Origin of the sequence: Lysinibacillus sp. FSL K6-0232, from assembly GCF_038008325.1 — a bacterium.
Lineage (GTDB): Bacteria > Bacillota > Bacilli > Bacillales_A > Planococcaceae > Lysinibacillus.
Genome location: NZ_JBBOYW010000001.1, coordinates 1,231,103 through 1,252,639, shown reverse-complemented (window position 1 = coordinate 1,252,639; position 21,537 = coordinate 1,231,103). Strand labels below are relative to the sequence as shown.

Genomic DNA, 21,537 nt, shown 5'->3' with positions numbered 1-21,537 from the left:
AAAAACTCTCCACGCACCATTATACATGAAATAATAGCGTGTTACTATATATTGTAGTGAATTTTCCTAATGCATTGTATACTTCATTGGCTTTAACCACCCACACTCATTTTCCTGCTTATTAAAAGCAATAAAGCGTTCACTCATTTTCGCAAGCATCTGAAATAAATCCAAATCTAGCATTCGTGATCCTTCACAATATACGCAAATCTTTCGATCAACTAAATAAATCGCCATTTTTCCTTTTATCGGATGTTCTAAAAACAAAGCATTACGGGTCTTCTCTAAATGTGCATATTTGGAATCAAGTTGCTGCTCTAGCATTCTTGCAATATCATCGAAATGCATGGATTCACATATATATGCAAGCTCCTTCAAGGATTTCTCATTGGCGTCTTCACAGCCTTGCATCATTTCCAACAACTTGCGCTCTCTGCCAAAAATAAATGTTAAATGCTCTTCTTTTATCTTATATATAGAATAGGTTCTCACCAGAAATCCTCCTTCGCTCAGTTTCTTTTCCATTAGTATAGCTCATCCAATGCTGTTAATTTGTCAAATGGAGGAGGAAGCTATCTTCTATTTTTGTCGAAAAGCTTCTAGTTTCAGTTAAAAATCTCCTCTTTCCTAGCCGCTTAGAAAGTTCTCAGCCTCAAGACCTAGTGCAAAATCAATTTCGAGTCCGTTTTAGATAATCTCATAAATCGGTAACATAAAGGTACAAACGAAAGGAGCTAAAACATATGAAAAAATTTCTATTATTAACAGGAGGCATCATCGCAGCATGTGTTGCACTTGCCTTAATCGGACCGCTGGCAGGGTTACTATTCTCTGGATTATTTGTTGCACTTGGGATGCACTTCTATATTGCAAGCAAGTCAACATTCGGTAAAATCTTCTGGTTTACAGTTGGTCTAATCGGTGTGCTATCAGCAATCTCAAACATCCCAGCAATGATTGGTCTTGCGGCTATTGCTATTGTTTATGTTGTCTATAAAAAATGGAATGGCGAAGATGTAAACATTCCTACACTTGAAGGTAAAAAAGAAGAAGACCCATTTACAAACTTTGAAAAAGAATGGTCAAACTTAACAAAATAAAAGGAGAGAATGAATATGAATTTATTTCAACGTTTTAGATATACAGTAGAGGCAGACTTACACCACTTATTTGATAAAAAGGAACAAAAAAATCCAATTGCGATGCTAAATCAGTATATTCGTGAAGCAGAAAAGCAAACAGAGCAAACAGGAAAATTATTAGAGCGACAAGGGCAATTAAAAGAAAAGCTTGAGCAAGAATATAAGCAAAATGCAGATATACTGGCAAAACGTGAAGCACAGCTGGCTTTGGCTCAAACTAGTGGTGAGCAAGATTTAATTGATTTCGCAACAGATGAAGTAACAGCTTATACAGCTCGTAACCATACATTGCAAGCAAGCATTGAGTCAAGTACACGTGAATACTTTGAGCTAGAGCGCAAATTTGAAACAATGAAGCATAAAATTAAAGATATGAAAGTACGCCAATTACAGCTGATGGGTAAGGAAAATGTTACACGCGCCCACCATCAAATGGACGGTATGATTGCTAAAAACAATCAAACAAACTTTGAGGATTTAGAATCTTACATTGATAAATTGGCTTACCAAATCGATAAAGATCATGAAGTAACAACTTTTGAGGCAAGACTGGCAGAATTAGAAAAAAAAGCAGCAGAAGAAAATTCACCGTTGCTAATTGAAAATAAATAACATGGTATAATGGAAGCAATGCGCCTACTTTCAAACGGCGCATTCTTTCACGTTTCACACTAGAGGGACCCATTCCCTCTCTATACAATTATGTAGAAGGAAGGGTGACCCTCTTGCAAAATTTCACAACTAATAAGCTTACATTTTGGGTGCTATGCTTCTTTTTACTCATCTTTGTGGAGCTAACCGTTTTTAATAATGGTGGTGCATTTTGTTTATTAATTGGAGCTGTACTGCTTTATTTAAGCTTTTCCAAAAAAATTCGCTTTTTTAAATGGACAGGAATTTTCTTCATTGCCATTGCTTTGTTCACGATGTGGAGCTTACGTTTATTTATTATTTCGATACCTTTATATATGCTTTATCAATATTTACAACGAGAAAATGAGCCTAAAGTAGTTGGTGCAGAGCTTTTTGAGCCCCTCCCTACAACGAAAAGTGATTTAATTGGCACAATGTCAGCGCCGACTGAAGCATACAAATGGCAAGATGTGCAAGTTCAGCGTCTTGCGGGTGATATTACCATTGATACAACGCAAACAATCTTACCGACTGGCACTAGCTTTATTACTATTCGTCAAGGAATCGGCAAAGTGCAAATTTATCTTCCTTATGAAATACCGTTCCGTTTGCACTATACAACACTATTTGGTGAGCTTACTTGCTTGCATGTAGGACCTCAACGTATAGTAAATGAAAGCATTAGCTTTTCTGATGGAAACCCTGAGGATGCGAAGCGGATACTCGTTATTCATGTAGCAACATGGCTTGGAGATTTGGAGGTGCTACGTAAATGATTGCCTTTATCTCGAGATTATTTACCTTATTCTTTATTTTAATGAGCGCTACTTTTGGTCTGCTTGTTGCTATTTGGGGAAATCCAGATGAAAAAACATGGGAGCCTTTATGGCAGCAGCAGTATGATAATATTCCTTTTGGTGGTATTATTGTGCTTAGTCTTTTTGTGCTTAGCTTACTCATTGCAAGCTGGATAAGTATGACAGCTCGTGCACGAGAGGCACAGGCAACACGGGTAATCAAGCAGTTAATCGAGCCTGACTTTGTACTGCCTAAAAAGCAAGGCCTTCCAAAGTCATTCAAAAAAGCTATTGAACAAACAAGTACATTAATTGATACGCAGCGTAAAAGCTTACAGCGCCTATCCAATGAACGAGCAGAGGCGAATGATAAAATTATTCAGGAGCGCATTATTGCGGAGCGCCAGCGTCTAGCTAGAGAGCTACATGACTCTGTATCACAGCAATTATTCGCAGCCTCCATGCTGCTTTCTGCTTTAACTGAAAACGAAGAAAACGCAACGAGCCTGAAACAGGTGGAAAAGATTGTACAGCAGGCACAGTTAGAAATGCGTGCCTTATTGCTACATTTACGACCTGTTGCCCTGCACAATAAAACATTGGCACAAGGCTTAGAGGAGCTAATTATTGAGCTTCAGCAAAAGGTTTACTTCCATATTGAATATGAGCTAGAGGAAATGGCTTTAACAAAGGCAGAGGAAGACCATTTATTCCGTATCGCACAGGAGGCTCTTTCTAATACATTGCGCCATGCAAAGGCTAGTGAAGTAGAATTGTTGCTTATTGCCCGTGATGATTTAGCCATTTTACGTATTCAAGATAATGGTTCAGGCTTTGATGTGGAGGCAGATAAATCAACCTCCTACGGCTTGCAAAATATTGCAGAGCGAGCAGTTGAAATTGGCTGTACGTATAAAATTGTATCAGTGCCGGGAGAAGGGACAATTGTGGAGGTTAAAATTCCACTACATAAGGAGGAAGAGCATGACGATTCAAGTGCTTATAGCGGATGACCATGAAATGGTACGAATTGGCGTGTCAGCCTATTTATCAGCCCAGCCAGATATTACGGTTGTCGGTGAGGCTGAAAATGGTAAGGAAGCCGTTGAGCGTGCCCTTGCCCTTAAGCCAGATATTATTTTAATGGACAATGTAATGCCCATTATGACAGGTGCTGAGGCAACGGCTGAAATTTTAGCGGCATGGCCTGAGGCAAAAATTATGATTGTGACTAGTTTTTTAGATGATGATAAAGTCTATCCTGCCTTAGAGGCTGGCGCGGTAAGCTATATTTTAAAAACATCGAACGCAAAACAAATCGCCGATGCCATTCGTAAAACAATGGGCGGTGAAACGGTATTGGAGCCAGAGGTTACCTCTAAAATGATGCATCGTATGCGCCATGGCAATAGCGTCCCCCTTTATGAGCAGCTTACAGAGCGCGAAATGGAAGTATTATTGTTAATGGCACAAGGTAAAGCAAATCAGGAAATTGCTGATGAGCTATATATTGCCTTAAAAACAGTGAAAACACATGTTAGCAATATTTTAGCAAAGCTTGAGGTACAAGATCGCACCCAAGCTGTTGTCTATGCATTTCAAAATGGCTTAGCTAAATAACAGGTATAGGAAAACTGCATGTCGATATGCAGTTTTTTTCTTTTCTCAGGTTGAAGTGCTTATTTTCTAGTAAAAAAGTTTATCAGCTCACTGACACGATTCACCAAATATGTAGGCTTTTCATTTTTCAATTCCGCCAGTAAGCCAAAGCTGTATGTAACCCCAATTAATACAACACTATATTTTTTATCTACTCACCTTTTTTGTTAAAAATCCCTAAACAATATAGTACTATTAATTAAAATACAAAAATTTCAAAGTAAAGGGTGGATTGAATTGATGAAATATTTACAAGGCTTTGCACTATTTATCATCACATGTTCGATAGTTAGTGCCTGCACACCTCAAGAATCTAAACCGGATATTGACAGTATCACAGTATCATTTGAACATCCTCAAACAAAGCAAAAATTTAAAATAGTCCATGCTTATGAACTATATCAAAACTTTACAGAACAAGTTGAAAGCGAGCCAAGCCGTTCACAATCGGCTATTTATAAGGAGGAGGTCATTACTCCTGTATATAATGCATGCTTTAGCAATGGTGAATATATAAACTTAGCTGAAATGGTACTAAATGTCACACCTAAGCAATTAACAGCAAATAAATTATTAAGTGAAGAAATTGACAGAGAAGCAACAGAAAAAAGTATAAAAGAAGCACTTTTTAAATCTGCAGAGCTTCTTCCTACAAAAAATGAAACAACTGTCTGTGTTTTTCCTACCACAAATGTAATCGCAAGTATGGCAACGATAGGAGCAGGTAAAATAGCGGTACTATACGATACATACTATAATGATGAAATTATCAAAACTTCAATTGCTCATGAATATCATCATAGCGTTTGGACTGAAAAGCGTCTTCAAACTGAAGGAACGGTATTAGATAATATAGTGTTTGAAGGAAAAGCAGTAATGTTTGAAAAATTAGTTTATCCTAAGCTAAATGGTACAGCAGTGGATTTCACCTATAATAAAGTTTATTGGTCCAAAATTGTAGAGGACCTTGAAAAGAAGGACTTAGAGCGATCATTTGAAATTACTTTAGGGAGAAATGGTCTTCCTGACAATTATGGTTATAATGAAGGCTATAAAATGCTTCAGTCTTATTTGGATTTACACCCAAATACAACGGTAGAGGAATGGACTGCCCTAAGTGCAAAAGAGATTTTCGAAAAAGGAAACTATCTTACAAATTACCAATAGAACTTTTTATCGTTTGATACGTTAGTATCCATAAATGAATAGCCGCTTTACTTATCAGCACTTTATTAAAAATAATAACTTTGTATTACTTGACCCTGTTTTTATCGTACTGTTACTGTTCTCCATTATGCTACTTGTGATAGTTTTGATAAAGAAAGTGCCCATTTGGCTATGCACCCTTTTCAGCAGCTTAACCATTATTGTTGCTGCACAGCTTCTTTGGCTCTCTGACATGTTGCTGATAAGCTAGGGATTGGTGGTGCAAAGGTATTTACCCTTTTTATCGGTATATTGGTAAGTTACTGTCTTGCTTTATAGATTGCTTTAAAGAAAAATACGAAAAAATACCGCAACGCTCAGTCGATGTTTAAATTCGCTGAGTGTTGCGGTACTTTTATATAGCTTATAGTGCTTTTACTTTTGCTACAACATTTTCTACTGTAAATCCGTATTTTTCGATTACTAATTCACCTGGTGCTGATGCGCCGAACTTATCAATTGCAAGTACATCACCTTCAAAGCCTGTATATTTATGCCAGCCGAATGATGCACCCATTTCAATCGCAAGACGTTTTGTTACCGCTTTTGGCAATACAGCTTCTTTATAGGCTGCATCTTGCTTTTCAAAGCGATCCATAGATGGCATTGACACAACGGCTACATCAATACCGTCTGCTTTTAATGCTTTTTGTGCTTCAACTGCAAGCGAAACCTCAGAGCCTGTTGCAATTAAAATCGCATCTGCTACTTCTTTTGTAGCAGGAGATACGGTATAAGCACCTTTTGCAACACCTTCACGTACTGTTTCAATAGAGGCATCCAGTACAGGAAGATTTTGGCGAGATAATACTAAAGCTGTTGGTGTTTTTTCGGATGCTACGGCAAGCTCCCAAGCTACTGCTGATTCATTAGCGTCTGCTGGACGAATCACAGAAAGATTTGGCATTGCACGTAATGATGCAAGATGCTCAACTGGCTCATGTGTTGGACCATCTTCCCCTACTGCAATGGAGTCATGCGTAAAGACATAGGTAACAGGTAAGCCCATTAATGCGGATAAACGAATCGCTGGACGAACATAGTCAGAGAATACAAAGAATGTACCACCAAAGACATGTAGCCCTCCATGAAGAGCCATTCCGTTTAAAGCTGCACCCATTGCAAATTCACGTACACCGAACCAAATATTGCGACCTGCATAGTCATCTGCAGAGAAATCGCCAGCACCTTTCATCGTTGTTTTGTTAGAGCCAGCAAGGTCAGCAGAACCACCAAAGAATGATGGTGTATTCTTCGCGATTGCATTAATAGCATCGCCTGAAGAAGAACGAGTTGCCACTGATTTACCTGCCTCATATACAGGTAATGCTGCAGCAAAGTTCTCAGGTAATTCACCATTCATTGCTTTTTCAAATTGAGCTGCTAATTCTGGGAACTCTTGTTGATAAGCCGCAAATTTTGCATTCCAAGCTTCCTCAGGCTGTGCACCTTGCACTTCTGCTGCTGCTGCGAACGTATCGTATACTTCAGCAGGAATTTGGAATGGCTCGTGTGCCCATTCATAAGCAGCCTTTGTTAAGGCAACCTCATCTGTACCAAGTGGCGCACCATGTGAGTCTGCTTTACCTGATTTATTTGGCGAACCAAAGCCAATAACTGTTTTCACTTCAATCAATGTTGGTTTACCAGTTGATTTTTTAGCTTCTTCAATCGCTGCATTAATGGCAGCAACATCTGTGCCATCCTCAACTTTTAAGTAGTTCCAACCATAAGATTCAAAGCGTTTTTGCACGTTCTCTGAGAATGATTTTTCTAAATCACCGTCTAAAGAAATATCATTTGAATCGTAAAGCACGATTAATTTTTCAAGCTTTAAGTGACCTGCTAAAGAAATAGCCTCTGCTGCTACACCTTCCATTAAGTCACCATCGCCACATAGGGCAAATGTATAATGGTCAACAATTTCATGACCCGGTTTATTGTAAGTAGCTGCTAAATGACGCTCTGCCATTGCCATACCTACCGTCATCGCAATACCTTGTCCAAGTGGGCCAGTTGTTGCCTCTACGCCTACTGTATGACCATATTCAGGATGTCCTGGTGTTAATGAATCCCATTGACGGAAGTTTTGAATTTCTTCCATTGGTAAACCATAGCCTCCAAGGTGCAGTAAGCTGTATAGAAGCATCGAACCATGACCAGCTGATAATACAAAACGATCACGATTATACCATTTTGGATTTGCTGGATTATGGCGTAATTGTTTTGTCCAAAGCGTATAAGCCATTGGCGCTGCCCCCATTGGTAAACCTGGGTGACCAGAATTTGCTTTTTCAATAGCATCGATTGACAAAGTTCGGATAGCATTAATTGCTAATTGATCCGCATGTTGAGTCATTATGTTGTGACATCCTTTCTCATCCTAAATCTTATTCTTCTACAGTTTAGTCAACATTGCTTTAGAAAACAATGCTTTTATTATATCATTTGTATTTTCCAGCACACATTTAGCAAATGTGTCACATTAATTTAGAAATTTATTTTTCTTCGCTTGTTTAACCTTCTCTGGTGTTACATCATTGCCTTCTACATCTACTACTTTTACATTTTCAATCGTATTGCGCATTGTTGCTCGGAATGTGTCTAAATATTCCTTACGAAGTGCTGTTTGTTCCTTCGCCTCTGCCTCTGTTAATTGTCCGCTTTTCGCCTTAGCAGAAAGTTCATTAATGCGATTAAGCTTTTCTTTTGATAACATTATTACACACCTTTCAGTATCTATCTTAATAACCTCAGTATGCAAAGTATAGCATGCTTTTTCGTAAAATGCAGGTATACCAACCTTTCATCATTCTTGAAGGGATTGATTATCGTTCCCTATATAAGGAGCTACAAATTTAAGCAAGGTTAGGAGGAGGAATAGCATCAATGATAAATGTCTAATTAGTTGGACATTTATTGAGAAATTTCATATACTAAATGTCTAATACTTTGGACAAAGCGGAGGGATATAGGTGAAAAATATCATTAAAATCTTAAGAACAAAATTAGGATTAACACAGGCAGACCTTGCACAGCAATGTGGTGTTGTTCGACAAACCATTAACTGTATAGAAAACGATAAGTATGACCCTACTCTTGAATTAGCCTTTAAAATCGCTAAAGTATTAAATAGTCGAATTGACGAGGTATTTATTTATGACTAAATTTCATCCAGCATATATGATAACAATGAAAGATTTTGTGAATGAGGACTCGCCTTTATTACGCAAAAAAACGGCTGAGGTGACAATACCTGTTACAAAAGAGGATCAAGATATTTTATTATCCATGCTGCAGTATTTACAAAATAGCCAAGACCCCATGCTGGCGAAAAAGTACAAATTACGGCCAGGGAGTGGGCTATCTGCGAATCAAATCGGACTGGATAAACGAATGTTTGCTGTACTGTTTAATGACCATGAACAAAGGCAGGAAATGATGTTTATCAACCCTAAAATTATCAGTCATTCAGTAAATATGATTTACTTACCTGAAGGAGAAGGCTGCCTCTCTGTCAATCGACCTGTTCATGGTTTTGTACCGCGCTATGAGCGAATTAAAGTAAAAGCCTATGATATACACGGGCAAGAATTCATTATGTCGTTACAAGGATATGGTGCTATTGTTGTCCAACATGAAATGGATCATTTAAACGGCATTATGTTTTATGACAGAATCAATAAAGAAAATCCATTTAAGCTACCAGATAATGTGATAATTGAAAGCTTATATTAAAAAGGATTAGCGGGCTTATGAGTTGCCTGCTAATCCTTCTTGATATTCTTGGAATCGGCGATGAACAGTTGCTTTACTTACTTCAAAGCCCAATCCCTTCAATGTGATTGAAATTTCCTCAAAGGTAAATCCACGCTTACGCAAATTAATAATTTCTTCGACTGGTAGCTCCTTACGCTCCTGCCCGTATGGATTCCCACGATTGGATAAGTTATTTTCAGGACGATAGCCATTTTCCACAGCCCGTCGCATACCACGACGAATTTTAGCATTATGAATTCTGCGCTGGTACTCCTCGACAATCGCTAAAATCTCAAGCAACATCGTATCCATTTCATTTAGCTGAACAGGTCCTGCATCCCGCATAGAAAACACATTTGTTGCTGATTTTTGCAATAAATGTAGCACCGCCATTCTTGCATTGCCACGACCTAAGCGTGTTTCATCTTGTACAAAAAGAGCATTAATATTCTTTTCTTTAATAAAATCCAGCATTTCAAGCAAGCCTTCTCGTTCCACATCATAGCCACTATGCTTATCCTGAAAAACGCCCTTTACCTCATAGCCCTGCTCCCTTGCATAGCATTGCAGTTCTTCCTGCTGACGCTCTAAAGAGGAGCTTTGTGTTTCTTTCTCAGTGCTCACACGACAATAGACAACGGCTGATAGTTGATTATTTCTCATTGTTCATTTCTCGCAATTTCAATTGTTTTGATGCGATTGGCTTGATCATCCAGTACAGGTATTACTAATGATTTACCAGCTACAATTTTAATATCTAGTAGTTCATTTTCTACTTTTACAAGCTTAATCCAATCATCTGTACTCATTTTACCACGATATTGTTCTGCTAACGACCATAAGCTATCTCCATGCTCAACCTGAATTTCTGCGTAACGTATATCTCCTGGATCAGTAATGTAAAGGTATGCTGCAAACAGTAAACAAGTTCCTACTAAAATTGAGATATGCGTATTTTTCTTTAACCAAATCATAGTCATTACCCCTTTTCTAGAATGTTTGTTCGGAATGTATGTTCTTATAATAAAACGAACAAACGTTTTTGTCAAACACTTTTTCGAACCTATGTTTGCATACATGTTCGTATTCTGTTATACTAACAAATAAGAAGAATAATATTAGAAAAAAGAGGTGAGCAATATGAAAAAAGTTTCAAAAAGACAAGAGGATATTTTAGCTTTCATTAAAGAAGAAGTACGAACTAAGGGTTATCCACCATCAGTACGTGAAATTGGGGAAGCAGTTGGACTTGCTTCAAGCTCAACGGTTCATGGTCATTTAGCTCGGTTAGAGCAAAAGGGTCTTATTCGCCGTGACCCTACAAAGCCACGCGCAATTGAAATTTTAGAGCCAGAGGAATCCGTTCAAAAGCAACATGTTATTCATGTGCCGCTTGTCGGGAAAGTTACAGCTGGTTCTCCTATTACAGCGATTGAAAATATCGAAGAATACTTCCCATTACCAGATGCCTATGGCACAAGTGAGGATCAATTATTTATGTTAGAGATTATGGGTGAATCCATGATTGAAGCAGGTATTTTAGATGGGGACTTAGTCATTGTCAAGCAAAGGTCAACTGCTGATAATGGAGATATTGTTGTAGCCATGACAGATGAGGATGAGGCAACTGTCAAGCGTTTCTTCAAAGAAAAAAATCATTTCCGTTTACAGCCTGAAAACTCAACAATGGAACCAATTATCGTTGATCAAGTTTCCATTTTAGGACAAGTTGTAGGTCTTTATCGCCGTGTTCATTAATATTTTAAAATACACATAAATTTTTTGAGGATTATGCATTTCTTTGCTGAGCATGTCCTCTTTTTATTTTTATAGGTGAATGTTCCTGCGAGAGTAACCGCTATTCGCTCCATGCGTCAAACTAATCATTCAAGAAATTACAGCCAATATGATGTATCGCTACTATAAATCGAAGCCAGCATTAAGTATGTCTTTGCGGTTGCATATAAAAGAAGCAAAAGCCAGCGAGAGCGAACTTCTCAATAGCTTTTGCCTACAACCCTACATATGTTTCTTAAATTTCAAACTCGCCTCAATAAATGCTGAGAATAGCTTTAACGCATGCTGATCTCCTACAGTAGCTAGTTCCTCTGGATGCCACTGCACAGCTAAACAAAATGGTAGCTCCTTGTACACCATCGCTTCAACAATACCATCACTTGATAGTGCCGCTGCTTGACAGTTATCGGCTAGTATCTTTACAGCCTGATGATGCAATGAATTAACAGCGATTTTTTCCTGCCCTATTATATCCATTAATAAATTATTAGCCGCAATTTGCACATAATGCGTTGCCACCATTCGATCTGATTGTTGCGCATGCTGTAACAGCTTTGTACCAGCATAGTCGCTATCAATATCTTGATACAATGTGCCACCTAGCGCAACATTTAATATTTGTAAGCCACGACAAATACCGAAAATAGGCATTTTCCGCGTAATTGCTTCCTCAATTAAAGCTACCTCTACCGCATCTCTTGCGGGATGAACTTTTCCTATGTTTGGTGAAGGATCTTCGCCAAACAGGAACGGATGTATATCATGACCTCCAGATAGCAATAAACCATCTGTAAGAGCTAATATTTCTGCTACATCCTGCTCTACGCCAATGGGAATAATTAGCGGGATACCTCCTGCTTCAATAATACTTTTACTGTAAGCAGCATTTAACTGTGAAGATAAACTATCGTCCACAAAGGCTGTAATACCAATAATTGGCTTCACCCAATCCCCTCCATACTTACGAAAGATTCAACAACTACCAAAACCCTAAATACCAATGTATAAACGAGTCACCATAGAAATAAACAATTATTGCTGCTAATGCAATCGATGGCCCAAATGGAATGGGTGTTTTTCTTCCTTGTTTTCGTTTTGCTAATACTACTAACCCGACAACTAAACCAATAACGGCTGCTAAAAATAGTGTTAACAGTACATTTATTGTACCAAGGGCAAGACCAATTAAAAAGAATAATTTAATATCGCCTCCCCCCATACCGCCTCTGGACACAACGGCAATACCATATAATATGCCAAAGCCAACGACAGCACCTACAAGGCAATCCCACCACGGTGTGAGGGGCGATAATATGCGCCCGATAAGAAGAAAAGGCAAAAAGAATAGCAGCACCTTATCTGGAATTAGCATATAAGCAAAATCTGATACAACGATAATTATCAATAATGAAATAAATAATAATGCGACAATCAATTCGAGCCCCCAGCCTAGCTGCCAATAAGCAAAGGCAAAGAATACGCCTGTGAGCAGCTCCATCATTGGGTAAAGCCAAGAAATTCGATAGCCACAGCTTCGACATTTTCCACCCAAAGATACATATGACAAAACAGGCACTAAATCACGTGCTGTTAATTGCCTATGACAATTGGTGCAATGTGAAGGTGGCTGGATAATTGATTCCTTTTTTGGTATTCGTAAGCCAACGACATTATAAAACGAACCAAAGACAAGCCCAAAAACAAAGAAAATAATTGTATAAACCAATGTCAAATTGTGATCCCCCTAAACAAATAGACGCCCATACAGTTGAAGTATGGTGCGTCTATAATCGTTATTGTTCCCCATCATAATAGAACGTCGTCACTTGAACCGTAGCCTGTAAAGTAATATCTTCTTGTGTTAGCTGCTCCTGCTCTCCTGGTAATTCAAACTCAATCGTATCTATTTTCATGACACGCTCTAGTTGTTCAATCTCTCGTAAGAAGCCTTCAAGAGAAGTAGAATCAAGTGCATCAACCTCTAAAATAAACGTAATAAGCTTTAAATTAGCTGGCAGCGATTCCTTCGAAAGAGAGGCAATTGGTGTATTTGTTTGCTCCTCGCTCTGCTCCCCATTTACTTCTGCTTCGGCTTGCTCCAGCATATTCAGATCGGCAGTTACATCTGCTTCTGTAACAGCTCCACCCTCATTATGAACCGTTAATGAGTCAATACGTGTGCCCGTCACTTCCTCAATTTCAGCTAAATCAAGGATAATTTTTTCAACTGCTCTTGTAGCAGGCAGCTTTTGTCTTAATGTTAAAATATTAACCGTAGGCTGCCCCTGCTCCTTGTCCAATTGAGCAAGCTGTTCTTTTATACTAGAAATCTCTTGTTGTATTTGCGTCACACTATTTTCCTTCAGTGCCACATCCTCTAACTTCGGTAATAACAAATAATAGTAAAACGCAAATAAAATAGCAGCTACTAAAGCAACTAACAGAATAATCGTTGAATGTTTACTACTTGTTAATTTATTCATGAGCGTCGTCCTCCAGCTAAATACATAAAGTCAATTGTCGCTGTAATGGACACAGAATAGCGAGGAACCTCTTTAAATTTTTGCTCAGGTGTTAGCTCCTTCTGCTCGCCAAGCTCTATCTCAAAGTTAGATACAGTATTAATTTGTGCATCTGTAAAAAAGTTGCTCATTAAAAGCCGCTCAACATAGATTGATATATCTGTCATTGTTTCAAAATCCACTTCAATATTGACTGTGTTGGCTCCAAAAACATAGCTACGCAAATAAGCTTGCGCTGGTAATAATATTTTTGTTTCATCAATAAGTGGTGTTACTGGATAGGAAACGCTTTGAATAAATGCTATAGACTCCTCCAATGAGCCTTGATCAACACTTTGTCTTGCATCCAGCTCTTCCCGTAATTGCTCAAGCTGTGTTGTGAGTGCCTGTTCTTCAGCAGTTAAACGTGCTACATCATTTTTAGCATTAAAAAATAAAAAGATAAAATACGCAATAATAATGCCAATAAGTAATAGAATCAAACCATAGAGAAGCTTTGGAGAAGCTTTTCTTTTTTCAAGCTGCGGTAAGAGGTTAATATCTGGAACCATTAATGAACCTCCTTTAAAGCTAAGCCAAGCAACGTTGAAAACTCTTTTTTAAAGTGTGGGAAAAGCTCCTCAATTTGTGTGTCGGTAATGACTAGCAATGGTGTATCTAAATTAGATGCCAATAAATTTCCTATGGACTTTAACAATGGATTATCACCAAGCATAATCATTTCATCCACTGTTTTTTCACCTTTATGCAAGGAGAATTTAAAGAAATTCATAATTCGATCAATCTCTAAAACTTGATCCATAACAATCATTTGATATTCTTCTGTTTCACCACTATAAATAAATTGATAATTAAATTCATCAACCATTTTTCCCTGCCATTTTTCTATATCTGTATCAATGGATTGATAACGTAGAAATTCAACCTGACCATTGGAAAAAATACTGATTGATAGCTCATTAATGGACCATTCAGCAATTAAATACGTTTTATCAGGTGCTAGCAATGCCATATGGTCCAGTAAACGGATATTACATAAAGCGCGAATATCTGCAGCTTCAGGCTCTAAGGAAACATCCAAGAGCATCCCTACCATTTTGGTAATTTCCTCTGAAGGCGCTGCAAATAATACAGCCTTGCCATCCTCTGCATCCGCATCATACACATCAATTAATGGGTCTTGAAAGGGTAAATGAATCGAGTGACCTAGCTCCATTTCAGCATAGCCACGCAATTCCTGTGATTGCACATCTTTTGGATGTTCAAACGTTTTTAGTAATACGGTTGTATCAGGCACAAATAGCCGAACAGCCTGTTTTTTGCCTGTCCATTTCACAACCTGCTCCTTAATAATCTCAAAAAGAGCTACTTCATCGACAATTGTGCCATTTTCCACAATTCCAGTTGCTAAAGGATATTCATAAGCTTGCCACTGACTAGGCTCTGGTCCTTTCGCCACAATCGCACGCAGCACATAATCCTTTAATTCAATCGAAACATGCGATTTTTTCTTTCTCTTAAACATGAGAAAAGACCTCCCTTCCTATTCAGTATAAAGGATATTTCCAATTAGTCATCCATTTCCCAGCCAGAAACGTAAGAAAATTTACGTTTCTGAATGGGTTGGGATGACTGATTAAGGAGTTTCAGGTTCTCCGCCTGCATTTGTTAATGCTGTATTAAGTTGCTGTTCAGTTAATGTATTATTAGTACCAAGAGTAATATCGCCAAGTATCTCCGTTCTAAGTTCACCAAATCTTTTATATGAAATGGACCACTCATTATCTGCATAAGTAGCAGAAGCATCGTGTTCAGTTAAGTCAATGCCATCCACAAATTGTTGTAATGCGGCTGTATTACATGTACCATTTTCCTCACAAACTCCATCAATATAAGCAATTTTTGCACCTGCAAGGATATTGGATGCTTCTGCTAAAATCGCACGGTCTTTGGATTTATCAATGATGTTACCAATGGCAGGGACAGCGATTGCTGCGATAATTGCTAGAATCACAATAACAGCTAGTAACTCTACTAATGTTAAACCCTTTTCATTTTTCAATAGCTTTTTGTTTTTCCATTTTTTCCACATAAAGATTCCTCCTTAAAATTTTTTTATATGAAGTGTGTGCACACAAGCTTCTGAACATTATGGCGAGCCTACACAATCTCGCCCGATACATCTGCCGCCGTTTCCTTTGCTGCCATTGCGAATATCATCAGCAATATGCTGGAGGGTGGCATTATCAAAATTAATATACTTGCCATTGCTATAATAAATGGCATGGGCATTGAAATAATATGCGCCATCCATAAATTGAACATTGGCATTTTGACCTTCTGCATCTGCCTCTAATATTTTACCTGCACTATCTAAATAGCCTTCTGCTACTAATTCTTCTACTTCAACCATTTGCCATTGCCCAGCAGTTGGATGCTCCATAAAATAAAACTGTGCAGCATGAATCACATTGATAGCATCTGCCTTTAATGCCTTATAGCGCGAATTATCAATCGTATTACCTATTGCTGGGATTGCAATTGCTGCAACCACCGCAAGAATAACAATAACGGCTAGTAGCTCTACTAATGTTAAACCTTTTTGATTTTTAAGCATTGCGCTCCCCCTTAATCAGTGAAACGGAAAGTATTTAGATACCCACTTTCTGTATTTCTTTTCTTAAGGTGTATGCTCTAACGTAAGTAGACATCTGTAACGATCGAATCTTTTGATAATATTACATATTTTCATATAATTGGAACATCGGTAAGAAAATCGCTGCGACAATCACACCTACAACAAGTGCAAGCACAACAATCATTAAAGGCTCGATAAGTGATTTAATCGTATCAACAGCACGATTTACTTCTTCCTCATAAAAATCAGCTATTTTTTCAAGCATATAATCCAATGAGCCTGTTCGCTCCCCAATAGATGTCATTTGCGTAACAAGTGGTGGAAATAGCCAGCTTTTTTCAAGTGGCTCTGATAATGTACCACCCTTTTCTAAATTATCGCGCGCCTCTAGCACGACCTTGCCAATGACTGGATTCCCCCCAACCTTTTCAACAATTGTTAGGGCTTGTAGAATTGGCACAGAGCCACTAAATAATGTAGCCAAGGTTCTTGTCATCCTGGCGATAACATCCTTTTGTAAAAGCTGCCCAAAGATTGGCATTCGCAGTAAAAAAACATTGACAGCATAATGAAACTCTTTATTATTTTTATAGAAAAAGTGAAGGCTGATAGCTATTACAGTTAAGGCTAGCACTACAAGAAGCCAAAACTGAATAAGCCAATTGCTAATACCAACAACAATAACCGTAATTAATGGCATATCTAAATTCATTTCTTCAAAGGCATCCATAAATGTTGGCACAATAAAAACCATTAAAAAGATACCAACAACGATTGTTAATAGTGATAATATCGCTGGATATGTCATCGCAGATTGAATTTTTTTCTTAATATTGTATTGCTTTTCAAGTGTGCTTGCTAGGCGATCTAATGTATCATCCACGCTACCTGTTGCCTCGCCTGCGCGCATCATATTGACAAATAACAGCGGAAAGACCTTTGGATGCTTGCCTGCTGCCTCTGAAAATGCCATCCCATTGCGAATATCCTCTTCAACCTGCATTAATGCTCGTTTCAATGGTTTACTACGTGTTTGCTCACCTAAAATATGCGTAGCTTCTACAACAGAAACGCCTGCACGAATTAATGTTGCATACTGTCGGCAATAAATAACAAAGTCTTGGTGTTTTACTTTTGTTCCAATAGCAATCTCTTTATGTAAAATGCTATTCGATTCTTGAAGTTCTCGCGCATTAATTCCTTGTGCTCTTAGCTTTTCCATTGCAACATTTTTATTAGGTGCTTCGATAATGCCCTTTTTTGGTGCACCTGTTTTCGTACGACCACTATAGCGAAATATTGTCAATTATAATCACCATCGTTCATATATGGGCGTGCATCTGCCAATGAAATTTTCCCTGTTGCAATTAAATGCTGCATTGAAGCCTCTAATGTGTGCATCCCTAAAGCTTTGCTCGTTTGCATAACACTTGGAATTTGATGGATTTTTTCATTGCGAATTAAATTTGAAATAGCAGGCGCCTGCACTAAAATTTCTGTTGCTGCAATACGCCCTTTTACATCCTTACGAACAAATAAACGTTGAGATACAATGCCTTGCAGTACATTCGCAAGCTGTACACGAATTTGCCCTTGCTGATGTGGTGGAAAGACATCAATAATACGGTCAATAGTTGTTGGTGCACTACTTGTATGAAGCGTTGCCATGACTAAATGCCCTGTTTCAGCAGCCGTAATCGCTGTTGAAATTGTTTCATAATCACGCATTTCCCCCACTAAAATAATATCGGGGTCTTGTCGTAAAGATGCACGTAAACCATTGGCAAAGCTCATTGTATCAACGCCAATCTCACGCTGATTAACAATTGACTTTTTATGTGTATGCAAATACTCAATCGGGTCTTCTAATGTAATAATATGTTTCGACCTTGTTTCATTGATATAATCAATCATTGCTGCAAGTGTTGTAGATTTACCAGAACCAGTAGGGCCTGTTACTAAAATAAGTCCTTGTGGCTTTTCTGCAAGTCGATATAGCACTTGTGGCATGTTTAATGCCTCAATAGAAGGAATTTTTGCTTCGATTAAACGAGCTGCTATGGTTACTTCATTGCGCTGATGATAGGCATTGACACGAAAGCGACATTTCCCAGGCAATGAAAAGTTAAAATCTGTTTCGCCCTTTTCTTCAAATTCCTGCTGCTTATGCACAGGGAGAATCACCTTGACCATATCCTTTAAGTCCTCTGTTTCCAGTGGCACTGTGCCATATTGCTGTAGCTGCCCATGGATACGATAGACAGGCGGAATGCCTTTTGTTAAATGCAAATCTGATGCTTTTTCCTCAAATGCATATGTTAATAATTCAACAATTGAATATGCTGTCATTTCCATCACCCCTAGTCTACACTTGCAACACGTAAAATTTCTGCTGTTGTTGTTTGACCATCCACAACCTTTAATAGTCCATCTATTAATAATGTGTGATAGCCCTGCTCTTTCATATAATCACGCAAAGCCATATCTCCTACACGACTTAAAATCATATCCTTTACTTGTCGGTCAACAGGAAGAATTTCATGGATTGCCATACGCCCTCGGTAGCCCGTATGGTTACAGGCAGGACAGCCTCGCCCTTTTTTCCCATGTGTCACACCTTCAATACCATTTTCCTCTAATATTTCAAGCTCACGTGATGTAAATGTATATAGCTCTGCACAATCACGGCAAACTTTACGCACAAGACGCTGTGCCATAATCCCAACAAGTGAGGAGGATAATAAAAATGGTTCAATCCCCATATCATGTAACCTTGAAATAGATTCTACTGCACTATTTGTATGCAATGTACTTAATACTAAATGACCTGTTAATGATGCACGAATCGCAATCTGTGCTGTTTCAAGATCACGAATTTCCCCTACCATTACTATATCGGGGTCTTGCCGTAAAATAGAACGCAAGCCTACTGCAAAGGTTAAACCAACCTCTTCTTTTACTTGAATCTGGTTAATACCATCTAACTGGTATTCCACAGGGTCCTCAACTGTAATAATATTCACGCCCTCCTCATTTAGATGAGAAAGCGCTGCATACAATGTGGAGGATTTCCCTGACCCTGTTGGACCCGTAATTAGCATAATGCCGTTAGGATGGGCAATCATTTTTCTAAAAAGTGCCTCATTTTTGTCACTAAAGCCAAGTTTATCAATATCATTAGCCGCATTTGTTAAATCTAAAATTCGCATAACTACTTTTTCTCCATAAACAGTTGGCAATGTAGCTAAACGAATATCGACAGGTCTAAAATTAACCGTTGTTTTAATACGTCCATCTTGTGGAATTCGATTTTCGGTAATATTGAGATTACCCATAATTTTAATACGTGCCAGCACCACATTTTGCATATGCTTTGGCAATGAGCGTTCAGTACGAAGCACACCATCTACACGATAACGCACACGCAGCTCAGTTTCCTGTGGATCAAAATGAATATCACTTGCGCGCTGTGCAACACCATTTGCAATAATTTGGTTCACAAGCCGAACAATTGGAGAATCCTCATTTTCCATTTCCTCTTGTGTTTCAGTGCTTGTAGCTGCTATATCCAACATTGCAGCATCCATCGATTCCTGCAAATCATAATATTTCGTAATGGTGCGATATAAATCATCCTTGGCTGCAATACTTGTTTCAATTTGACAGCCTGTTGCCATACGAACTTCTTCAATGGCAAAATAATCCATAGGATCTTCCATCGCAATAAATAATTTATTTTTTTCCTTGCGAATCGGCATAATATTTGTACGTTTAGCAAGCTCCGCTGGAATTAATTGCAATAACTCAGGGCTAATGGAAAATTGATTTAAGCTAATATGTGGAATCCCAAGCTGAAATTCCAATACTTCAATTAACTGCTGCTCCGTTAAGAAGTTTTCCTTAATAAGAAAATCGCCCAATTTCTCATCTTTCATTTTCGTCGCTAGTGCATAGTCTAGCTGCTCAGCTGTAATAACGCCCGCTTCTACAAGTAAATCCCCTAAACGTTTGCGCCCTGGCTTCATTGCCATCCTATTACCTCCAATCGTTATGGACCTGTTTGTACGAAATTACCACCCTTATCATAATAGCCATAGACAATTTCAGGGCCATCCTGTGATGAAGACTCCTCTGGTGTAGAAGACTCTACATCAGGTAAGCCATTGCCATCTAAATCTATGTCTAAATCAGGGTCTGAGGCATTTGTACCAGCATTTTGTGTTGGTGCTGTTACTGTAACAGGCTCCTTTGATGAACGTGTCACAATACGGTTTTGAGGCGCATAGTAATCTCTACTAACAAACTGATCCTCTGTTGCACCATCCTGTACAATCGAACGATAGACCTCAACTCGCGCTCCCTCTTTGCCCTCTTGTTCAACACGTTCTTGCCCTGCTTGTAATTCATCTGAATAACGATAAATTACACGTGGCTTTACAATTTTGTCCTTGCTAACACGTACCGTAATATCCTTATCTTTGACTGCTGCAAAAATTTCTATTTTTAATTGATTTCCCTCAATGGTTGCTTTTAATTTACCAAGCTGCTCAGAGCGATTCATAAATTGCAGGTCTTTCGCTAAAGCAGCATTTATATCTGCCTCTATCCCTTGCTGTAAATAAGAGGGACTTTCTTGCTGAGAATGTCGCTCTAAAATTTCATAGTCTGTTTGAAGAAGTACACTATAGAGCGTAGACGCTATAAAATCTAAGCCAGCATCATTGACAGCACCCACCTGCTCTCCTAACAGTGTCAGTAAGGAGGTTGCCTGATTTGGTACAAGTGTCACATCATTCAATAATGGAATAACCTTTGCAATGCCTTTTTCCGTACTTGGTAAATCTGCAACCTGAAAGGCTATTCTTTCCCCTGTTTGCATCACTGCATCATTTATAGCCGCCTCAACCTCATGCTCTTTTAAATAACCCGCCTGCATTGTTAATTGCTGAAGTGTTTTATCAATATCCCAAACACCTACTTGCTCGATTTGCTGAATAGCAGCAGCATCAATTGTTACAGGAATCGGAATATGTACAACCTTTTCCTTTTGCCAAAATGCATACCAAGGCTTTTTTGTTAAATTTTCATATTGTGCAATTGCTGCAGCTACATCAAAAGTAAAGTGACTAGGATTAATGACCTGCGATATATCAGCACCGCTAATAGTTATTTCAGCCTGTTGCCAATCTAAAACAGCTTGTTCTAGTATTGTTACTAAATCTGAACGATTATCAGCCTCGATTTTTATACCACCAATTGTCGAACTTTTCACATCATTTTTGGCAAAAACTGTATCATTTAACACAAATGATGGAATTAAAATTCCTACGATTATAACAATTGCTAAAAATGAGCTAATTATTTTTATGTAAGTTTTCATTCAC

At 38.3% G+C, this 21,537-nt stretch carries 25 protein-coding genes; 9 read left to right on the top strand and 16 right to left on the bottom strand.

Going from position 1 to position 21,537, the window contains the following annotated elements:
* Positions 1-66: 66 nt before the first annotated feature.
* A complete protein-coding gene (gene sirA / locus MHB42_RS05875) occupies positions 67-492 on the bottom strand; it encodes a sporulation inhibitor of replication protein SirA (RefSeq protein WP_340804947.1) in 426 nt (141 codons plus the stop codon).
* A gap of 251 nt (positions 493-743) precedes the next feature.
* Between sirA and MHB42_RS05870 the strand changes: the two genes are divergently transcribed.
* The 6 genes from MHB42_RS05870 to MHB42_RS05845 all read left to right on the top strand — a co-directional run bounded on the left by MHB42_RS05870 (position 744) and on the right by MHB42_RS05845 (position 5,398).
* A complete protein-coding gene (locus tag MHB42_RS05870) occupies positions 744-1,100 on the top strand; it encodes a lmo0954 family membrane protein (RefSeq protein ID WP_340804945.1) in 357 nt (118 codons plus the stop codon).
* 15 nt (positions 1,101-1,115) lie between these two features.
* A complete protein-coding gene (locus MHB42_RS05865) occupies positions 1,116-1,754 on the top strand; it encodes a PspA/IM30 family protein (RefSeq protein ID WP_340804943.1) in 639 nt (212 codons plus the stop codon).
* Between the two features lie 113 nt (positions 1,755-1,867).
* The gene (liaF, locus tag MHB42_RS05860; protein WP_340804941.1) at positions 1,868-2,551 is read left to right on the top strand and encodes a cell wall-active antibiotics response protein LiaF; all 684 of its coding nucleotides are present in this window, start codon (positions 1,868-1,870) and stop codon (positions 2,549-2,551) included.
* On the top strand, positions 2,548-3,585 hold the full coding sequence (locus tag MHB42_RS05855) for a sensor histidine kinase (RefSeq protein ID WP_340804939.1): 1,038 nt from the start codon (positions 2,548-2,550) through the stop codon (positions 3,583-3,585). Before liaF ends, MHB42_RS05855 begins: the two co-directional genes overlap by 4 nt.
* A complete protein-coding gene (locus tag MHB42_RS05850; protein ID WP_340804937.1) occupies positions 3,557-4,192 on the top strand; it encodes a response regulator transcription factor in 636 nt (211 codons plus the stop codon). Before MHB42_RS05855 ends, MHB42_RS05850 begins: the two co-directional genes overlap by 29 nt.
* A gap of 279 nt (positions 4,193-4,471) precedes the next feature.
* Positions 4,472-5,398 (top strand): DUF2268 domain-containing putative Zn-dependent protease, encoded by a 927-nt coding sequence (locus MHB42_RS05845; protein WP_340804935.1) that lies wholly within the window; start codon positions 4,472-4,474, stop codon positions 5,396-5,398.
* Between the two features lie 403 nt (positions 5,399-5,801).
* Here MHB42_RS05845 and tkt read toward each other — a convergent pair whose 3' ends face one another.
* Positions 5,802-7,796, bottom strand: coding sequence for a transketolase (tkt, locus tag MHB42_RS05840; protein WP_340804934.1), 1,995 nt, complete (start codon positions 7,794-7,796; stop codon positions 5,802-5,804).
* Between the two features lie 126 nt (positions 7,797-7,922).
* Positions 7,923-8,156 (bottom strand): DUF896 domain-containing protein, encoded by a 234-nt coding sequence (locus MHB42_RS05835; RefSeq protein ID WP_340804932.1) that lies wholly within the window; start codon positions 8,154-8,156, stop codon positions 7,923-7,925.
* Between the two features lie 256 nt (positions 8,157-8,412).
* Here MHB42_RS05835 and MHB42_RS05830 point away from each other — a divergent pair, with 256 nt between their 5' ends.
* A complete protein-coding gene (locus tag MHB42_RS05830; RefSeq protein WP_340804930.1) occupies positions 8,413-8,604 on the top strand; it encodes a helix-turn-helix transcriptional regulator in 192 nt (63 codons plus the stop codon).
* Positions 8,597-9,175 carry a peptide deformylase gene (gene def / locus MHB42_RS05825; RefSeq protein WP_340804928.1) on the top strand — a complete coding sequence of 193 codons (579 nt, stop codon included), beginning with the start codon at positions 8,597-8,599 and terminating at the stop codon, positions 9,173-9,175. The genes MHB42_RS05830 and def overlap by 8 nt, the downstream gene beginning before the upstream one ends.
* Before the next feature lie 15 nt (positions 9,176-9,190).
* Here def and MHB42_RS05820 read toward each other — a convergent pair whose 3' ends face one another.
* Positions 9,191-9,859, bottom strand: coding sequence for a YneB family resolvase-like protein (locus MHB42_RS05820; RefSeq protein ID WP_340804926.1), 669 nt, complete (start codon positions 9,857-9,859; stop codon positions 9,191-9,193).
* Positions 9,856-10,170 carry a cell division suppressor protein YneA gene (yneA, locus tag MHB42_RS05815; RefSeq protein ID WP_340804923.1) on the bottom strand — a complete coding sequence of 105 codons (315 nt, stop codon included), beginning with the start codon at positions 10,168-10,170 and terminating at the stop codon, positions 9,856-9,858. The genes MHB42_RS05820 and yneA overlap by 4 nt, the downstream gene beginning before the upstream one ends.
* 166 nt (positions 10,171-10,336) lie before the next feature.
* Between yneA and lexA the strand changes: the two genes are divergently transcribed.
* On the top strand, positions 10,337-10,954 hold the full coding sequence (gene lexA / locus MHB42_RS05810; RefSeq protein WP_340804920.1) for a transcriptional repressor LexA: 618 nt from the start codon (positions 10,337-10,339) through the stop codon (positions 10,952-10,954).
* Between the two features lie 261 nt (positions 10,955-11,215).
* On the opposite strand, the gene MHB42_RS05805 is transcribed toward lexA, so the two are convergent.
* The 11 genes from MHB42_RS05805 to MHB42_RS05755 form a co-directional block, all read right to left on the bottom strand.
* On the bottom strand, positions 11,216-11,938 hold the full coding sequence (locus MHB42_RS05805; protein ID WP_340804918.1) for a gamma-glutamyl-gamma-aminobutyrate hydrolase family protein: 723 nt from the start codon (positions 11,936-11,938) through the stop codon (positions 11,216-11,218).
* Positions 11,939-11,972: 34 nt separating this feature from the next.
* A complete protein-coding gene (locus MHB42_RS05800) occupies positions 11,973-12,725 on the bottom strand; it encodes a prepilin peptidase (protein ID WP_340804916.1) in 753 nt (250 codons plus the stop codon).
* 61 nt (positions 12,726-12,786) lie between these two features.
* Positions 12,787-13,476, bottom strand: coding sequence for a hypothetical protein (locus tag MHB42_RS05795; RefSeq protein WP_340804915.1), 690 nt, complete (start codon positions 13,474-13,476; stop codon positions 12,787-12,789).
* Positions 13,473-14,066 (bottom strand): hypothetical protein, encoded by a 594-nt coding sequence (locus MHB42_RS05790; RefSeq protein WP_340804913.1) that lies wholly within the window; start codon positions 14,064-14,066, stop codon positions 13,473-13,475. Before MHB42_RS05790 ends, MHB42_RS05795 begins: the two co-directional genes overlap by 4 nt.
* Positions 14,066-15,040, bottom strand: coding sequence for a type IV pilus biogenesis protein PilM (gene pilM, locus MHB42_RS05785; RefSeq protein WP_340804911.1), 975 nt, complete (start codon positions 15,038-15,040; stop codon positions 14,066-14,068). The genes MHB42_RS05790 and pilM overlap by 1 nt, the downstream gene beginning before the upstream one ends.
* Positions 15,041-15,151: 111 nt before the next feature.
* Complete coding sequence (locus MHB42_RS05780) at positions 15,152-15,607, bottom strand: prepilin-type N-terminal cleavage/methylation domain-containing protein (protein WP_340804910.1); 456 nt, start codon at positions 15,605-15,607, stop codon at positions 15,152-15,154.
* A 57-nt stretch (positions 15,608-15,664) separates the two neighbouring features.
* Complete coding sequence (locus MHB42_RS05775) at positions 15,665-16,132, bottom strand: prepilin-type N-terminal cleavage/methylation domain-containing protein (protein WP_340804908.1); 468 nt, start codon at positions 16,130-16,132, stop codon at positions 15,665-15,667.
* 121 nt (positions 16,133-16,253) lie between these two features.
* Complete coding sequence (locus MHB42_RS05770) at positions 16,254-17,459, bottom strand: type II secretion system F family protein (protein ID WP_340804906.1); 1,206 nt, start codon at positions 17,457-17,459, stop codon at positions 16,254-16,256.
* Positions 17,456-18,502, bottom strand: a complete 1,047-nt coding sequence (locus tag MHB42_RS05765) for a type IV pilus twitching motility protein PilT (RefSeq protein ID WP_340804904.1) — start codon at positions 18,500-18,502, stop codon at positions 17,456-17,458. The genes MHB42_RS05770 and MHB42_RS05765 overlap by 4 nt, the downstream gene beginning before the upstream one ends.
* Before the next feature lie 11 nt (positions 18,503-18,513).
* Positions 18,514-20,184, bottom strand: coding sequence for a GspE/PulE family protein (locus tag MHB42_RS05760; RefSeq protein WP_340804902.1), 1,671 nt, complete (start codon positions 20,182-20,184; stop codon positions 18,514-18,516).
* 17 nt (positions 20,185-20,201) lie between these two features.
* Positions 20,202-21,533, bottom strand: a complete 1,332-nt coding sequence (locus MHB42_RS05755; RefSeq protein ID WP_340804900.1) for a VanW family protein — start codon at positions 21,531-21,533, stop codon at positions 20,202-20,204.
* Between the last annotated feature and the right edge of the window lie 4 nt (positions 21,534-21,537).

Bases quoted from the DNA above. Each gene is read 5' to 3' on its own strand.
- MHB42_RS05870 (WP_340804945.1), top strand. From the start codon at position 744: ATGAAAAAATTTCTATTATTAACAGGAGGCATCATCGCAGCATGTGTT.
- MHB42_RS05865 (WP_340804943.1), top strand. From the start codon at position 1,116: ATGAATTTATTTCAACGTTTTAGATATACAGTAGAGGCAGACTTACAC.
- MHB42_RS05855 (WP_340804939.1), top strand. From the start codon at position 2,548: ATGATTGCCTTTATCTCGAGATTATTTACCTTATTCTTTATTTTAATG.
- MHB42_RS05850 (WP_340804937.1), top strand. From the start codon at position 3,557: ATGACGATTCAAGTGCTTATAGCGGATGACCATGAAATGGTACGAATT.
- MHB42_RS05845 (WP_340804935.1), top strand. From the start codon at position 4,472: ATGAAATATTTACAAGGCTTTGCACTATTTATCATCACATGTTCGATA.
- tkt (WP_340804934.1), bottom strand. From the start codon at position 7,796: ATGACTCAACATGCGGATCAATTAGCAATTAATGCTATCCGAACTTTG.
- MHB42_RS05835 (WP_340804932.1), bottom strand. From the start codon at position 8,156: ATGTTATCAAAAGAAAAGCTTAATCGCATTAATGAACTTTCTGCTAAG.
- def (WP_340804928.1), top strand. From the start codon at position 8,597: ATGACTAAATTTCATCCAGCATATATGATAACAATGAAAGATTTTGTG.
- MHB42_RS05820 (WP_340804926.1), bottom strand. From the start codon at position 9,859: ATGAGAAATAATCAACTATCAGCCGTTGTCTATTGTCGTGTGAGCACT.
- yneA (WP_340804923.1), bottom strand. From the start codon at position 10,170: ATGATTTGGTTAAAGAAAAATACGCATATCTCAATTTTAGTAGGAACT.
- lexA (WP_340804920.1), top strand. From the start codon at position 10,337: ATGAAAAAAGTTTCAAAAAGACAAGAGGATATTTTAGCTTTCATTAAA.
- MHB42_RS05795 (WP_340804915.1), bottom strand. From the start codon at position 13,476: ATGAATAAATTAACAAGTAGTAAACATTCAACGATTATTCTGTTAGTT.
- MHB42_RS05790 (WP_340804913.1), bottom strand. From the start codon at position 14,066: ATGGTTCCAGATATTAACCTCTTACCGCAGCTTGAAAAAAGAAAAGCT.
- pilM (WP_340804911.1), bottom strand. From the start codon at position 15,040: ATGTTTAAGAGAAAGAAAAAATCGCATGTTTCGATTGAATTAAAGGAT.
- MHB42_RS05780 (WP_340804910.1), bottom strand. From the start codon at position 15,607: ATGTGGAAAAAATGGAAAAACAAAAAGCTATTGAAAAATGAAAAGGGT.
- MHB42_RS05775 (WP_340804908.1), bottom strand. From the start codon at position 16,132: ATGCTTAAAAATCAAAAAGGTTTAACATTAGTAGAGCTACTAGCCGTT.
- MHB42_RS05765 (WP_340804904.1), bottom strand. From the start codon at position 18,502: ATGACAGCATATTCAATTGTTGAATTATTAACATATGCATTTGAGGAA.
- MHB42_RS05760 (WP_340804902.1), bottom strand. From the start codon at position 20,184: ATGGCAATGAAGCCAGGGCGCAAACGTTTAGGGGATTTACTTGTAGAA.
- MHB42_RS05755 (WP_340804900.1), bottom strand. From the start codon at position 21,533: ATGAAAACTTACATAAAAATAATTAGCTCATTTTTAGCAATTGTTATA.